Origin of the sequence: Belnapia rosea (genome assembly GCF_900101615.1) — a bacterium.
GTDB classification, from domain to species: domain Bacteria; phylum Pseudomonadota; class Alphaproteobacteria; order Acetobacterales; family Acetobacteraceae; genus Belnapia; species Belnapia rosea.
On sequence record NZ_FMZX01000007.1, the window covers coordinates 20,380 to 35,138 of the forward strand.

Sequence of the window (14,759 nt, forward strand, 5' to 3'; positions counted from 1 at the left end):
CCATGATCTCGAGCGTCTTCGTCGACCGCCCCCGGCTGGCGATCGTCATCGCCATCGTCATCACCCTCGCGGGGCTGCTGGCCCTGCTGCGCATCCCCGTCGCGCAGTTCCCGGACATCGTGCCGCCCCAGGTCTCGGTGAACGCGACCTATCCGGGCGCATCCGCCGCCGTCATCGAGGCGACCGTCGCGCAGATCATCGAAAGCGCCGTGAACGGCGTCGAGAACATGATCTACATGCGCTCGAACAGCGCCAATGACGGCACCTACCAACTCTCGGTCAGCTTTGCCCTGGGCACCAACCCGGACATCAACACCGTCAACGTCAACAATCGCATCCAGGCCAATATCGCCCGATTGCCGCAGGAGGTGCAGCGGGCCGGGCTGATCGTCCGCAAGCAGTCCTCCTCGGTGCTGCAGTTCATCGCGCTGACCTCGACGAACCCCGAGCATACGCCGCTCTTCCTGTCGAACTACCTCACCATCAACATGGTGGACCGGATGGCGCGCGTGCCCGGCGTCGGCCAGGCGAACATCTTCGGCGCGCAGAACTACTCCATGCGCGTGTGGTTCGAGATCGACCGCCTCACCAGCCTGAACCTGACGCCGCAGGACCTGATCACGGCGATCCAGAGCCAGAACATCCAGGCCGCGGTCGGCCGCATCGGCGCCCAGCCGATTCCCGACACCCAGCAATTCCAGATGAACATCCAGACGCTCGGGCGCCTTATCACGCCCGAGCAGTTCAGCGACATCATCATCAGGGCCAATCCGGACGGCTCGGTCCTGCGCGTGCGGGACGTGGCGCGCGTCGAGCTCGGCGCCCAGAGCATGGACACGGTGAGCCGGCTGAACGGGCAGAGCGCCGTCACGGTCGGCGTCTATCTCTCGCCCGGCGCCAATGCGGTGACCGTCTCGAACGCGATGAAGCGCACGCTGGACGAGCTCTCGACCCGCTTCCCCGAGGGGATGCGGGCGCAGGTGCTCTATGACAGCTCGACCTTCGTCGTCGATACGATCGAGGAGGTGATCCACACCCTGCTCGAGGCCTTCGTCCTCGTCGTCATCGTGGTCTATCTCTTCCTCGGCTCGCTGCGGGCGACCATCATCCCGACCATCGCGGTGCCGGTCAGCCTGATCGGCGCCTTCGCCATCCTGCTTGCCATCGGCTACAGCGCGAATACCGTCTCGCTGCTCGCCATGGTGCTGGCCATCGGCATCGTCGTCGACGACGCGATCGTCGTGGTCGAGAATGTCGAGCGGGTGATGGAGGAGCACCCCGAATGGGAGCCGGCGCGAGCGGTGAAGCAGGCCATGGCCGAGATCACCGCGCCGATCATCGCCATCACCCTCGTTCTGCTCTCGGTCTTCGTTCCCATCGCCTTCATCCCCGGCCTCTCGGGCGTGTTGTTCCGCCAGTTCGCGGTGACCATCTCGGCGGCGATGGTGATCTCGGCGCTGAATGCGCTGACCCTCTCGCCGGCGCTTTGCGTGCTCTTCCTCCGCCATACCGGCCCGAAGCGGGGGCCGATCAAGTATATCCTGCGGGGTATCGACAAGGTGCGGGACGGCTATGCCTCGGTCGTCAAGCGGCTGGTGCGGATCTCGATCCTGTCGCTCGCGCTGACCGCGGCCATCGCCTTCGGCATCTTCACCATCGGCTCGAAGACGCCGCAGGGCTTCCTGCCGCAGGAGGACCAGGGCACCTTCTTCATCCAGGTCTCGCTGCCGCAGGCCGCCTCCCTCTCCCGCACCCGCGCCACGGTGGAGCAGGTGGAGGGCATCCTGAAGGGCATCCCGGCGGTGGAGAACGTCCTGGCGATCGTCGGCTTCAGCCTGATCGACCAGGGCGCGCAGTCCAACTCCGCCTTCATCGTGGCCCGGCTGAAGCCCTTCGAGGACCGGACCGACGCGGCGGATTCGGTCTTCGCCTCCATTGGGCGGGTCTTCGGCGCGGGTGCCAATGTCCGCACCGCCACGGTCGTCGCCTTCAACCTGCCGCCGATCATCGGCCTCGGCACCGGCGGCGGCTTCGAGTACCAGCTCCAGGACCTTCAGGGTCGCGACCCGGCGGAGCTGGGCAGCGCGATGCTCGGCCTCGTCGTCGCGGCCAACCAGGACCCGCGGCTGCAGCAGGTCTTCTCGACCTTCTCGGCGGCGACGCCCTCGCTCTTCCTCGATGTGGACCGCGACAAGGCCCAGGCCCTCGGCATCCCCATCTCCAACATCTTCTCGGCGCTGCAGGCGGCGCTGGGCGGGTTCTACGTCAACGACTTCAACCTGTTCGGCCGCACCTGGCAGGTGAATATCCAGGCCGAGGCGCAGGACCGCGACGACATCGAGGACATCTGGCGCATCCGCGTCCGCAACAGCCGGGGCGACATGGTGCCGCTCCGCGCCTTCGCCGATGTGCGGATCGTGGTCGGGCCGCAGACGATCAGCCGCTACAACAACTACCGCGCGGTGCTGATCAACGGCGCGCCGAAGCCCGGCGTCTCCTCGGGCGATGCGCTGAACGCCATGGAGGAGCTCTCGCGCCGGGTGCTGCCCGCTGGCTATGGCTATGAATGGACCGGTACCGCCTATCAGGAGAGGCTGGCGGCCGGGCAGACCATCTACGTGGTCGCGCTCGCCATCCTCTTCGCCTACCTCTTCCTGGTCGCCCTCTATGAGAGCTGGACCATCCCGGTCCCGGTGCTGCTGTCGGTGGCGGTGGGCGGCCTCGGCTCCTTCCTCGCCATCCAGATCGCGGGGCTCAGCCTCGATGTCTATGCGCAGATCGGCCTCGTGGTGCTGATCGCGCTGGCGGCGAAGAACGGCATCCTGATCATCGAATTCGCCAAGGACTCGCGGGAGCGCGGCATGTCCATCCGCGACGCGGCGATCGAGGGGTCCCGCCTCCGCTTCCGCGCGGTGATGATGACCTCGATCGCCTTCGTCCTCGGCCTGGTGCCGCTGGTGACGGCCTCGGGCGCCGCCATGCTCTCCCGCCGCGCGGTCGGCACGCCGGTCTTCGGCGGGATGCTGGCGGCCTCGATCATCGGCATCTTCATGATCCCGATGCTTTACGTTGTCTTTCAGGCGACGCGGGAGCGGGTGAAGGGCTGGATGGGCATCCGCCCGGTGGAGGCGCATGCCTCGGTCGGTCCCGGCCAGTCGCCCCACCCGGCGCCGGACAAGACCGACAGCACCCGGTCTTGAGCCGGATCCTCCTCGCCACCACCGGATCGCTTGGGGATCTCTTCCCCTATCTGGCGGTGGCGGCGGGGCTGCGGGGCCGTGGCCATCAGGTCACCATCGCCACGGCCGAGGGCTATCGCGGACGGGTGGAGGCGGCCGGGCTTGGCTTCGCCCCCATGCGCCCCAGCATGCCGGAGGGCGAGCCGGACCTCGCCGCCTTCGCCCGGGCGATGGACCGGCGGACCGGGCCTGAATTCGTCTGGCGAACCCTGGTCGCCGAGCCCATCCGCGATGCCTATGCCGATCTGATGGCGGCCAGCGAGGGGGTGGCGCTGATCCTCGCCAGCCCGGTCGCCGCCGCGGCGCCGATGGTGGCCGAGTGCCGCGGCCTGCCCTGGGCGCCCGCCTATCTCCAGCCCTTCACCCTGTTCTCGGCCGAGGATCCGGGCATCCCCGGCGGCTATGACTGGCTCTGGCGGGCGGAGTGGCTGCGGCGCCTGGCAGGCCCGGCGATACGATCCGTCGCCCGATGGATGGTCGGTCGCTGGTCCAGGGACGTCGCCGCGTTCCGGGTGGAACTCGGCTTGCCCGCGGCCACCGACCCCATTCTCAATGCCGCGCGCCCGCCGGCCTTCTCCCTCTCGCTCTTCTCGCCGCTGCTGAGCCGGGCCGAACCGCCGCCGACCGGCTTCCCCTTCTGGGACGAGCCGGCGCCGATGCCGCGGGAGCTGGCGCGGTTCCTCGCCGCCGGCCCGCCGCCGCTGGTCTTCACCCTGGGCTCGGCCGCCATCTACGCGCCAGGCCGGTTCTTCGCCGAGAGCCTGGAGGCCGCGCGGCTGCTCGGCCAGCGGGCGGTGCTGCTGACCGGGACAGCGGCGAACCGTGCCGCCCTCGGCCCCCTGCCGCCCGGGATGCTGGCGGTGGACTACCTGCCGCATTCCGCCCTGTTCCCCGCCGCCTCGGCCATCATCCACCAGGGTGGCATCGGTACCTCGGCCCAGGCGATGCGGGCCGGGCGGCCGATGCTGGTGGTGCCTTTCAGCCACGACCAGCCGGACAATGCGGCGCGGCTCGCCCGGCTCGGCATCGCCGCCAGCCTCCCCACTGCACGCTACCGGGCGGACCGGGCCAGCAAAGCCCTCGGGCCGCTGCTCGACAATCCGGAGGTCGAGGCCCGGGCCGGGGCCATCGGCCGGGCCATCCGGGCGGAGGATGGGGTCGGCGCGGCCTGCGACCGGGTGGAGGCCTGGCTCGGCGGCCGCTGATTTCACGCCTTCCCCCTCTTCCCGTCGCCCCCTTCCTCCGCAGATGATGGGGCAGACATTGGACGGGAGGTCACCATGGCCAAATTCGGGCTGAGCCAGCCGATGCGACGGATCGAGGATCCGCGCCTGCTGATCGGTGGCGGCCGCTATACCGACGACATCGCCATGCCGGGCGTCGCCCATGGCGTGGTGCTGCGCAGCCCGCATGCCGCGGCGAAGATCCTTTCGATCGACACCTCCGGCGCGCTCGCCGTACCGGGCGTGCTCGCCGTCATCACCGGCAAGGATTGGGAGGCGGAAGGCCTCGGCGAGATCCCCTGCGTCATCCCGCTGAAGAACCGCGACGGCACGGAGCGCTCCAACACGCCGCGCGGCGCGCTGGCGACCGACCGGGTGCGCCATGTCGGCGACCCGGTCGCCTTCATCGTCGCCGAGACCTATGAGGCGGCGCGGGACGGGGCCGAGGCGGTGATGGTCGATTACGACCTGCTGCCGGCGGCGACCGACCTCGCCACCGCCTATAAGCCCGGCGCGCCGCAGGTCTGGGACGAGATCCCGAACAACACCGTCTTCGACTGGGAGACGGGCGACAAGGCGAAGGCGGCGGAGCTCGTCGCGCAGGCGGCGCATGTGACGAAGCTGACGGTCGTCAACAACCGCGTCATCGTGAACAGCATGGAGGTCCGCGCCGCGACCGCCGAATACGACGCGGCCAACGAGAAGTTCACCCTGTTCTGCGGCACCCAGGGCTCCTGGCTGGTCAAGAACCTGCTGGCCGAGAGCGTCTTTAAGCTGCCGCCGGAGAAGTTCCGCGTCGTGACCCCGGATGTGGGCGGCGGCTTCGGCATGAAGCTCTACCTGTACGGCGAGTATGCCCTGGTCTGCATGGCGGCGCGCCGCCTCGGCCGGCCGGTGAAGTGGACCAGCGAGCGGACCGAGGCCTTCCAGTCCGACACGCAGGGCCGCGACAACATCACAGAGGCGGAGCTGGCCCTCGACAAGGACGGCAAATTCCTGGCGCTGCGCACCACCAACTATGCCGGCATGGGCGCCTATCTCTCGACCTTCGCGCCGATGATCCCGACCGGCGCGGGCACCAAGGTCCTGGCCAGCGTCTACAACTTCCAGGCGATCCACGCCCATGTCATCGGCGTGCTGACCAACACCGTGCCGGTCGATGCCTATCGCGGCGCCGGGCGGCCGGAGAGCAATTACGTCGTCGAGCGGCTGATCGATGCCGCGGCGCGTGAGCTGGGGATCGACCGCGTCGAGCTGCGGAAGCGCAACATGGTGCAGCCAAGCGCCATGCCCTATGTCACCGCGGTCGGCCAGCGCTATGACAGCGGCGACTTCGGCGCGGTGCTGGATGCGGCGTTGAGGAATATCGACTGGGCCGGCTTCGCCGCCCGCCGCAAGGCGGCCGAGGCCCGCGGCAAGCGGCGCGGCATCGGCGTTGCCTATTACCTGGAAGCGACCGGCGGCGGGCCGACGGAGCGGGCCGAGGTGCGCTTCGCCGCCGATGGCATGGTCGATGTCCTGGTCGGCACGCAGTCCACCGGCCAGGGGCACGAGACCGCCTATGCCATGCTGACGAGCCATGAGCTCGGCATCCCGATGGAGAAGATCCGCATCGTCCAGGGCGATTCGGATGAGATCCCGACGGGTGGCGGCACCGGCGGCGCGCGCAGCCTCTACTCCGAGGGGCAGGCGATCCTGCTGACCGCCGCGACCGTGGTCGAGAAGGGCAAGCAGGCCGCCTCCGAGCATCTCGAAGCCTCGGTGGCCGATATCGAATTCGCATCCATCGGCGGCCGCTTCTCGGTGGTTGGCACGGATCGCGGCGTCGACATCCTCTCGCTGGCCAATATCCAGCGGGAGCGGGCGGCGCGCGGCGAGTCCGCCACGCTGCTGGACGCGGCCGAGGTTGCCGAGATCAAGTCCCACACCTTCCCCAATGGCTGCCACATCGCCGAGGTGGAGGTCGATCCGGATACCGGCCTGATCGAGGTGCCGCGCTACGTGGTGGTCGACGATGTCGGGCATGCGATCAACCCGATGATCGTGCGCGGCCAGGTGCATGGCGGCGTGGCCCAGGGCATCGGCCAGGCGGTGCATGAGCGCACCGCCTATGACCCGGAGAGCGGCCAGCTCCTCTCCGCCTCCTTCATGGACTACGCCCTGCCCCGGGCGGAGGACCTGCCGGATATCGAGGTGGAGTTCCTCTCCGTCCCCTGCGAGACCAACCCGCTCGGGGTGAAGGGGGCCGGCGAGGCCGGGGCGGTCGGCTCGCCGCCGGCGCTGATGAATGCGCTGGTCGATGCGCTCTCGCCCATCGGCGTCACCCATCTCGACATGCCGGCGACGCCGGAGACGGTGTGGAAGGCGATCGCCATGGCGAAGGCGGCCTAACGCCGCCCTCCCCGGAAGTACGCCCGCTGCCGGAACGGCCCCCCGTTCCGGCGGGGAGTCGCACTCCGTCGCCCGTCAATGCTAAGGAAAGGGGCCCGGCCCAGGATGGGCCCCTTTCCGGAGAATCACGGTCCATGCGTCTCGACGCCATCGCTATCGGCAAGAACCCACCCGAGGATATCAATGTGGTGGTCGAGGTCGCCATCGGCGGCGAGCCGATCAAATACGAGATGGACAAGGAGGCCGGCACGCTGGTCGTCGACCGCTTCCTCTACACGCCGATGCGCTATCCCGGGAATTACGGCTTCGTTCCGCACACGCTGAGCGACGATGGCGACCCGATCGACGTGCTGATCGCCAACACCCGCCCGATCGTCCCGGGTGCCGTCATCAATGTCCGCCCGGTCGGCGTGCTGAAGATGGAGGATGACGGCGGCATCGACGAGAAGATCATCGCCGTGCCCTCGACCAAGCTGACGCGGCGCTACGAGAAGGTCGCCAACTACTCCGACCTGCCGCAGATCACGCTCGACCAGATCAAGCACTTCTTCGAGCACTACAAGGATCTCGAGCCCGGCAAGTGGGTGAAGATCACCGGCTGGGGCGATGCCGCCGAGGCCAGGCAGCTGATCCTGGAAGCCATCGAGCGGGCCAAGGCCGCGGAATGACCACGGCATCCACCGGAACGGCGCTGGTCGTCAGCGCCCATTCGGCGGATTTCGTCTGGCGCGCCGGCGGGGCCATCGCGCTCCATGCCGAACGGGGCTGGCAGGTGACGGTCATCTGCCTCTCCTTCGGCGAGCGGGGCGAGAGCGCCAAGCTCTGGCGCCAGCCCGGCATGACGCTGGAGCGGGTCAAGTCCGAGCGGCAGGGCGAGGCCGAACGGGCCGCCACGGCGCTCGGCGTCCATGACCTGCAATTCTGGGATCTTGGCGATTACCCGCTGACGCTCGGACAGGAGAGCCTGTTCCGCCTCGCCGCGGTCTACCGGGCGCTGCGCCCCCGCTTCGTGCTGACGCACAGCAAGGAAGACCCCTACAACCACGACCATCCGGCAACGACCGACTTCGCCCAGCATGCCCGCATCATCGCCCAGGCGCATGGGCATGAGCCGGGCGTGCCGGTGGTCGGCGCGCCGCCCGTCTATCTCTTCGAGCCGCACCAGCCCGAGCAGTGCCGCTGGGCGCCGGACATGCTGCTGGACATCACCCCGGTCTGGGAGCGGAAACTGGCCGCCATCCGTTGCATGGCCGGGCAGGAGCATCTCTGGGAATACTACACCCGCGTCGCCCTGCAGCGTGGTGCCCAGGCCGCGCGGAACTCCGAGCGCGCGGTGACCTATGGGGAGGGTTATCAATCCGTCTTCCCCCATGTGGTGGAGAGCCTGGCCTGACCTTGCCGCCGACCGCCGACCCTGAGGCGCCACTCCGCCAGGCGCTGGCGCGCCACCGCGCCATCGCCACCGGCCTGCTGATCGGCATGGCCGGTCTCCTGGTGGCCGCCTATTGGCTGCCGCCCGGCTACTGGACGGATATGCTGCAGGCCGCGGCCAAGGCCGGCGTGGTCGGCGGCATCGCCGACTGGTTTGCCGTCACCGCCCTGTTCCGCCGGCCGCTCGGCCTGCCGATCCCGCACACCGCCATCATCCCGCGGCAGAAGGAGCGGCTGGGCCAGGGCCTTGGCCGCTTCGTCGCCAACCATGTCTTCACCGAGTCCGAGGTGCGGCGGGTGCTCGGCCGGCTGGATGTCGCCGGCATCCTGCGCAGCGTCATGGCCGACCCGGCCGCCGCCCGCCCGGCGGCCGAGGCGCTCGCGGCCAGCCTGCCGCGGCTGCTGGCCAGCATCGAGGACGGGCGGGCCCGCCGCCTCCTCGGCCGGCTGCTGCCGCGCATGGCAGGCGGTCCGGGCGGGGCCCGCATCCTGGCCCGGGCGCTCAGGGCGCTGGTGGCGGGCGGGCGGCACAACGAGGTCTTCGACCTCGCCATCGGCCAGCTCCGCCTGGTTCTCGCCAGCAAGGAGGACCAGCTGCGCGGCGCGATCGAGCAGCGGGTCCGGGCCGAGGGCGGCGCGCTGGTGGGGTGGCTCGCCGGCGCCGCCGTTGCCCGCCGCATCCTCACCACGGTGAATGCCGAGCTGGCACGCATGGAGCCCTCCGACAGCGATCTCCGCGCCGCCTTCGAGGTCTGGCTGCGGGGCGAGATCGACAAGCTCGAGACCGATCCCGAACGCGCCGCCGCGGTCGGCCGCGCGCTGCGCCAGGCAGTCGCGCACCCCACCGTCGCAGCCTGGATCGAGGATATCTGGGGCCGGCTGAAAGCCGCGTTGATCACCGATGCAGGCAACCCGCAAGGCCGCACCGTGGCCTTGCTGGAAGGCGCCTTCGCCAATGCCGGCAGCCTGCTGGAGCAGGACCCGGCGGCCCGCGCCCGGCTGAACCGCGCGGCGGAGGGGCTGATCGCCACCATCCTGCCGTCCGCCCGCACCCAGCTCGCCGGCTTCATCGCCCAGGTGGTCGCCGGCTGGGACACGACCCAGGTGACCGAGAAGATCGAGCTGCGGGTCGGGCGCGACCTGCAATATGTGCGGATGAACGGCACGCTGGTCGGCTTCCTGGTCGGCGGCGTGCTCTTCGCCCTGCTGACGGCGATATTCGGCCGGGTCTCGTTCTGACGCCGCCAGGGGCAGGGGCAGGGGCAGGGGCAGGGGCCTGCCCCCTTCCGTCGCCGGCCGGGCGGGCTAGAGTTTCCCCATGACCCTCCGCCTGGCCATCCTCGACCAATCCACCATCGCCTCCGGCCGCGGCGCCGATGACGCGATCCGCGAGACGCTGGCCCTGGCCCGGCTCGCCGATGACTGGGGCTATGGCCGCTACTGGCTGGCGGAGCACCACAACAGCCAGTCCCATGCCGGCTCCGCGCCGGAGATGCTGGTGGCTGCCATCGCCGCCACCACGCGGCGCATCCGGGTCGGTACGGCGGGGGTGATGCTGCCCCACTACTCGGCGCTGAAGGTCGCCGAGCAGTTCAAGGTCGCGGAGGCCATCGCGCCGGGGCGGATCGATCTCGGCCTCGGCCGGGCGCCGGGCAGCGACGGGCGCACCGCCTTCGCCCTGAACCCCAATGCCAATGAGGCGGCGGACCGCTTCCCGAACCAGGTGATGGATGTGCTCGGCTGGCTCGGCGACGGGCTGCCGGAGGGCCACCCCTTCCGCCAGGTCGCGGCCAACCCCCAGGTGCCGACGCGGCCGGAGGTCTGGATCCTTGGCTCCAGCGACTATGGCGCCCAGCTCGCCGCCTATCTCGGCCTGCCCTACTGCTTCGCCCATTTCATCGCGGAGCGCGGCTCGGAGCAGGTCATGGCGCTGTACCGGGAGGGCTTCCGCCCGCAGCCCGGCCGCCTCGCCGCGCCGCATTGCGCCCTCGGCGTCTTCGCCCTCACCGCCGACACCGAGGCGGAGGCCTGGCGGCTCTACAAGTCGCGCGAGCTCTGGCGGCTGTTCCGCGATACCGGCCGCTTCCCGCCCTTGCCCAGCGTCGAGGAGGCAGAAGCCTATCCCTATTCCGAGGCGGAGCGGGCGCATCTCGACCGCATCCGCGCCAGGGCCATTGTCGGCGCGCCGGAGCAGGTGAAGGCAAGACTGGAGGCCCTGGCCGCGGCGCATGGCGCGCAGGAGGTAGCGGTGCTCAGCCCCTGCCACGACCCTGCGGCCCGGCAACGCAGCTACCGACTGCTGGCCGAGGCCTTCGGGCTGACCGCCTCCCCCACTCCGCTCGCCGCCGAATAGGCGGCGTCAACCCGGAGGGAAATCCGGGCTCCGGCTATGATGGCGCCGGCGATAGGGCCGGCGATGGCGCCACCAGTCGAGCACGGGGCCGATGCCGAGCAATGGTGTCGCCGCCATCATGGCAAGGGCGAAGGCCGCCGCCCAAAGCCGGGCCCCGAGGATGAAGCAGAGCACGCAAAGACCCGCCAGGCCGCCCACAATGAGGCTGCCCAGCGCCACCCAGCCCAGCAGGCGTCGATGCCGCAGGCTCAGCCATTCCGGCGCCTCCCCCGTATCGGTTCGGGGGATGCCATCCTGCCCGACGTCATAGAGGCGGGCAGGATCGATGGAGAACGGGGGCGGCTGGACCGGCATGGACGCGCAGGACGAGGCGCCTCAGCGCCGGATGACAACGAAGCGGACGGGCCCTGCCCCACCGGCGCGGCGGGCGCGGCGCATCCGCCACCAGAGCGAGACGAAGGCCACCAGGCCAGCGCCGATCGCCACCGGCAGCAGCAGGCCGACGAAGACCACGGCCAGGGCGACGATCATCAACCCGCCAGCCGCAAGGGTCAGCAGCAGCGCCACGCCACCCACCCGCCCCAGCGCCCGGTCGAGCCAGGTTCGGCGGGGGGGCAGTGGATCGCGAAACTCTCCGTCCGGCGTCATGTCGAGTACCGGCGGAGATGGGTCCCGGCCAGGCGGGCCGGGGCGCCGAAAATCGTCCATGCGGATGATGTTGCCGCAAGCCCCCCGAGGTTCAAGCCCGGGCCGCTATTCCGGCCGCACGATCAGCACCGTTCCCTCGACCGCCTCGACCCGGACGCGGAGCGGGCGTTCCGGTGCGCGGATCTCGAGCGGCAGCCGGGCCTGCCACTCCGAATCGCCGATCCGCACCCGGAGGCCCGGCCCCGCCGCCTCGCCGAGCGGCATCAGCAGGCCACTCCGCCCGACAAGGCCGGAGGCCGGGGTATTGAGCACGGACGCCGGCGCCGACCGGCGCAGGCGGAGCGACAGCCAGATGCCTCCCCCGAGCAGCACCAGGAAGGCCATCGCCACCGCCGCGAAGGAGAGCGGCGTCAGCAGCAGCAGCGCCCCCGTGCCGATGGCCGCGACGCCGATCCACAGCAGGAAGATGCCCGGCATGGCCAACTCGGCGAGCAGCAGCAGCAGCCCGCCGAGGATCCAGATCAGCCCCGGTTCCACGGACCACTCCCGGTCGGCACGGCATTGGACGCGGGCGGCCCCTGCCGCAGCAGCTCCATCGCCTGGGTGATGCCGCCGGCCATGGCCGAGGCCTCCATCGGCACCACCACCAGCTTGCTGGCGGGGTTGGCGGCCAGCGCCTCGAAGGCCTTCACATATTTGTCGGCGATGAAGTAGCGCAGCGCGTCGCCGCCCGCCCCGGCCGCCGCTGCCGCGACCATCTCGGTCGCCCGGGCCTCGGCTTCCGCCAGCCGCTCCCGCGCCTCGGCATCGCGCATGGCCGCCTGCTGCCGCCCCTCGGCCTGGAGGACAAGGGCCTGCTTCTCGCCCTCGGCGCGCTGGATCGCGGCCGCGCGGTCGCCCTCGGCCTTCATCACCGTCGCCCGCCGCTCCCGCTCGGCGGTCATCTGCAGGTTCATGGCGCGGACGAGGTTCTCCGGCGGCTCCACCTTGCGCAGCTCGACACGGCTGACCTTCACCCCCCAGGGATCGGTCGCGCCGTCGAGGATGGCGAGCAGGGAGGAGTTGATCCGCTCGCGCGAGGAGAGGGTAGCGTCGAGGTCCATCTCGCCGATGACGGCGCGGATATTGGTCATCGCCAGCGCGTTCAGCGCCTGCTGCAGGTTCTGGACCTGATAGGCCGCCTTGGCCGGGTCCATCACCCGGTAATAGACGATGCCGTCCACCACCACCGTCGCATTGTCCTTGGTGATGACCGACTGCTCCGGGATGTCGAGCACCACCTCCTGCACGTTCAGCTTGTGGCCGACGGCATCGATGAAGGGGATGAGGAAATTCAGACCCGGCTGCAGCAGGCGGGTGAAGGCGCCGAAGCGCTCGACCGTCCAGACCTGGCCCTGGGGCACGGTGCGGATGCCCCGCGCCGCGGTGACGATGGCCAGCAGCAGCAGGGCGACGAGCACGATGGAAGTGCCGGACATCGGGGGCTCCGAGAAAATGGGATCGGCATCATAGCAGGGCCAGAGCCGGCAGGGGCGGCGGGAGCGCCGGCAGCGGCCGGGCGCCGCAGGCGACGAGGAAAGCGGCGATCGCGTCCATACGCGAGGCCGGTCGGGTTCGGTCATGGAAAGGCTCGTCAACCGGAGACCCGGGCGGAACCCAAATGATGGTCTCGTAGCGCGCCCGGGTCAGCAGCACGCGATAGGTGTTGCGAACGAATTCATATTCCTTCAGGTCCCGCTGCCATGCCTGTCCGACGAAGCGCCAGGCACGCCAGCCTTCGGACGCTTGGCTGAAGTCTCCACCCCACGCGAGCCCGACTACATCCAGTTCAAGACCTTGGCACGCATACTCCGTCGCCGCGGTTTCCAGCGCGTCCGAGGCGCGGATGTCAGGCCAGTGCCGCAGGAACCAGTCTGGTACTTCGCCGCTCTCGACTTCAGCGGCCAGCCCCTCGGCGCGCAACCGCTTAGCACCGGAACTGCGCACCAGCCCAGCCCGACGCCGCCCGCGAGCGAAGTGCCGAATCGCCTGCCGCCAGGCCGTTGCATCACGCGTGACGAAATAGGCCAACTCCGGTGCGGATGCGGCGATGGTCCTCGCCGCATCCAGGTCGCCCCGCAAGACCGCGTCCACCCAGGCGGCGCCAGACCTGTCGCGCACCGATCGCATTGGTACCGTCAGGTCCAGTTCCTCATCGCAGGTTAACCAGGACGTTCCCTCCTCCGCGAGGCGCTGCGAAGATTCTGCAGCATCCACCACGCGGCGGGCAGCCACCGCTCGCCAGCGGGAGTCAGCGGCGATGACACGGCCCCATTCGCGCAGTCCGGCCTCGCCAGTGTTGATTTCCTGGCCGTTGCCGATGAGGGCGATGATGACGGCCCAGCCTTGGCGACGGCCCATAATCTCTAAGGTATGCGCGGGTTCACTGGCGGTCAGGCGGGAAGGCTTGTTGCGGGTCCCAAGCTTCGCCTTGGCTTCGTCCCAGGCGCGCTGCGCTTCGTCGAATACGATCAGGCGCTCGGGCGGTAGGTAGTTGGGGTCAGTGGCGCCATCCTCGAGGAAGCGATGGACATTCTGCAACGCCTGTTTCACCCGGCGCTCGGCCTCGCGGCGGTCACAAACCTTGCGCTGCGTCGCATCGCGCGACAAGGCAGCGCGAAGCACTGCAACCAACGGGACATTGCCAGTCAGGAAAGCGCGGTTGTCGTCGCGGGTCTGCCCAAACACTGCATTAAGGCCGCACAGGGTCTTGCCTGCGCCAGGTATTCCGGTGACGAAGATGACAAGGCGTGACCCATCCCGCTGGGCAGCCGCAACATGGCGCGCGATAGCCCCTGCAGTTCGGGTCAGGTTGGCAGCATCGGCGCGGGCCTCGGCGATCTCCGCCACGCCGTTACGGGCATAAAGCATGGTTGCCGCCTCGACGATGGTCGGCACCGGACGGTAGGGCGAGGTGAGCCAGGCCGCGCCGTCGATCGGGACCGGCGGCACCGGGATCATCTCCTGCACCCACACTATCATCTCCGTGAGCCCGGCTGCTCCCGTCACCAGCGGGTCGGTCGGCTGCTTAGGAAAGAGCCATGGCTGTGCCGGCGGTTGGAAGCTACCAGCGCCCGCGACCAGGACCGGCACGATGGCGTGCGTCCGGCTGCCTGCATGAAAGTCCCGTAGGTCCAGTGCATAATCCTCGGCTTCAGCACGGGCCGCGTCAGTGGGTTCGCCGGTCTTGAACTCCAGGCAGAGGATCGCCCGATCGGTGAGTATCACCGTATCGATGCGCTTTTCGAGCCGTAGCAGATCGAACTCCAAGGCAATGGTCCAGGCGGCGGCCGCATGATGGGCAAGAGCAGCACGCAACGCAGCCACCTGCGCCCGCCAGGCTATCTCCTGCTCAGGGCTTCCCGGGAAGCCGCGTGCCTACTGCGCCGAAGCCAGGCGCCCGACTGTATCGGCCGGGTCGCGCGTCAGCAATTC

Annotated in this window: 12 protein-coding genes; 7 read left to right on the plus strand and 5 right to left on the minus strand. The window is 69.7% G+C overall.

The annotated features are described in order from the left end of the window. The first annotated feature begins 2 nt into the window (after nt 1-2). From BLR02_RS13995 to BLR02_RS14025, 7 genes are all read left to right on the plus strand, one after another. On the plus strand, nt 3-3,200 hold the full coding sequence (locus BLR02_RS13995) for an efflux RND transporter permease subunit (protein WP_090663644.1): 3,198 nt from the start codon (nt 3-5) through the stop codon (nt 3,198-3,200). Then, nucleotides 3,197-4,444: a glycosyltransferase gene (locus BLR02_RS14000; RefSeq protein ID WP_143018133.1), complete on the plus strand. Its 1,248-nt coding sequence runs from the start codon at nt 3,197-3,199 to the stop codon at nt 4,442-4,444. Before BLR02_RS13995 ends, BLR02_RS14000 begins: the two co-directional genes overlap by 4 nt. Before the next feature lie 75 nt (nt 4,445-4,519). Then, entirely contained in the window at nt 4,520-6,853 is a 2,334-nt protein-coding gene (locus BLR02_RS14005) for a xanthine dehydrogenase family protein molybdopterin-binding subunit (RefSeq protein ID WP_090663646.1), read from the plus strand. Nucleotides 6,854-6,987: 134 nt separating this feature from the next. Further along, entirely contained in the window at nt 6,988-7,521 is a 534-nt protein-coding gene (ppa, locus tag BLR02_RS14010; protein ID WP_090663647.1) for an inorganic diphosphatase, read from the plus strand. After that, complete coding sequence (locus BLR02_RS14015) at nt 7,518-8,246, plus strand: PIG-L deacetylase family protein (protein WP_090663648.1); 729 nt, start codon at nt 7,518-7,520, stop codon at nt 8,244-8,246. The genes ppa and BLR02_RS14015 overlap by 4 nt, the downstream gene beginning before the upstream one ends. Before the next feature lie 2 nt (nt 8,247-8,248). Then, nucleotides 8,249-9,523 carry a DUF445 domain-containing protein gene (locus tag BLR02_RS14020; RefSeq protein ID WP_245704780.1) on the plus strand — a complete coding sequence of 425 codons (1,275 nt, stop codon included), beginning with the start codon at nt 8,249-8,251 and terminating at the stop codon, nt 9,521-9,523. Nucleotides 9,524-9,602: 79 nt separating this feature from the next. Further along, nucleotides 9,603-10,637 (plus strand): LLM class flavin-dependent oxidoreductase, encoded by a 1,035-nt coding sequence (locus tag BLR02_RS14025; protein ID WP_090560334.1) that lies wholly within the window; start codon nt 9,603-9,605, stop codon nt 10,635-10,637. A gap of 6 nt (nt 10,638-10,643) precedes the next feature. Here BLR02_RS14025 and BLR02_RS14030 read toward each other — a convergent pair whose 3' ends face one another. The 5 genes from BLR02_RS14030 to BLR02_RS14050 are packed head-to-tail and all read right to left on the minus strand — an operon-like array spanning nt 10,644 to nt 14,594. Next, nucleotides 10,644-10,991, minus strand: coding sequence for a hypothetical protein (locus BLR02_RS14030; RefSeq protein ID WP_090663649.1), 348 nt, complete (start codon nt 10,989-10,991; stop codon nt 10,644-10,646). Between the two features lie 21 nt (nt 10,992-11,012). Then, nucleotides 11,013-11,345: a hypothetical protein gene (locus BLR02_RS14035; protein WP_090560332.1), complete on the minus strand. Its 333-nt coding sequence runs from the start codon at nt 11,343-11,345 to the stop codon at nt 11,013-11,015. A 45-nt stretch (nt 11,346-11,390) separates the two neighbouring features. Then, entirely contained in the window at nt 11,391-11,822 is a 432-nt protein-coding gene (locus tag BLR02_RS14040) for an NfeD family protein (RefSeq protein WP_245704781.1), read from the minus strand. Continuing rightward, nucleotides 11,807-12,763, minus strand: coding sequence for an SPFH domain-containing protein (locus BLR02_RS14045; RefSeq protein ID WP_090663650.1), 957 nt, complete (start codon nt 12,761-12,763; stop codon nt 11,807-11,809). Before BLR02_RS14045 ends, BLR02_RS14040 begins: the two co-directional genes overlap by 16 nt. 28 nt (nt 12,764-12,791) lie before the next feature. Continuing rightward, the gene (locus tag BLR02_RS14050) at nt 12,792-14,594 is read right to left on the minus strand and encodes a DNA/RNA helicase domain-containing protein (protein WP_245704782.1); all 1,803 of its coding nucleotides are present in this window, start codon (nt 14,592-14,594) and stop codon (nt 12,792-12,794) included. Nucleotides 14,595-14,759: the final 165 nt, after the last annotated feature.

What these genes read in the sequence shown, in the direction of transcription:
- BLR02_RS13995 (WP_090663644.1), top strand. Translation starts at nt 3, where the DNA reads ATGATCTCGAGCGTCTTCGTCGACCGCCCCCGGCTGGCGATCGTCATC.
- BLR02_RS14005 (WP_090663646.1), top strand. Translation starts at nt 4,520, where the DNA reads ATGGCCAAATTCGGGCTGAGCCAGCCGATGCGACGGATCGAGGATCCG.
- ppa (WP_090663647.1), top strand. Translation starts at nt 6,988, where the DNA reads ATGCGTCTCGACGCCATCGCTATCGGCAAGAACCCACCCGAGGATATC.
- BLR02_RS14015 (WP_090663648.1), top strand. Translation starts at nt 7,518, where the DNA reads ATGACCACGGCATCCACCGGAACGGCGCTGGTCGTCAGCGCCCATTCG.
- BLR02_RS14025 (WP_090560334.1), top strand. Translation starts at nt 9,603, where the DNA reads ATGACCCTCCGCCTGGCCATCCTCGACCAATCCACCATCGCCTCCGGC.
- BLR02_RS14030 (WP_090663649.1), bottom strand. Translation starts at nt 10,991, where the DNA reads ATGCCGGTCCAGCCGCCCCCGTTCTCCATCGATCCTGCCCGCCTCTAT.
- BLR02_RS14035 (WP_090560332.1), bottom strand. Translation starts at nt 11,345, where the DNA reads ATGGACGATTTTCGGCGCCCCGGCCCGCCTGGCCGGGACCCATCTCCG.
- BLR02_RS14045 (WP_090663650.1), bottom strand. Translation starts at nt 12,763, where the DNA reads ATGTCCGGCACTTCCATCGTGCTCGTCGCCCTGCTGCTGCTGGCCATC.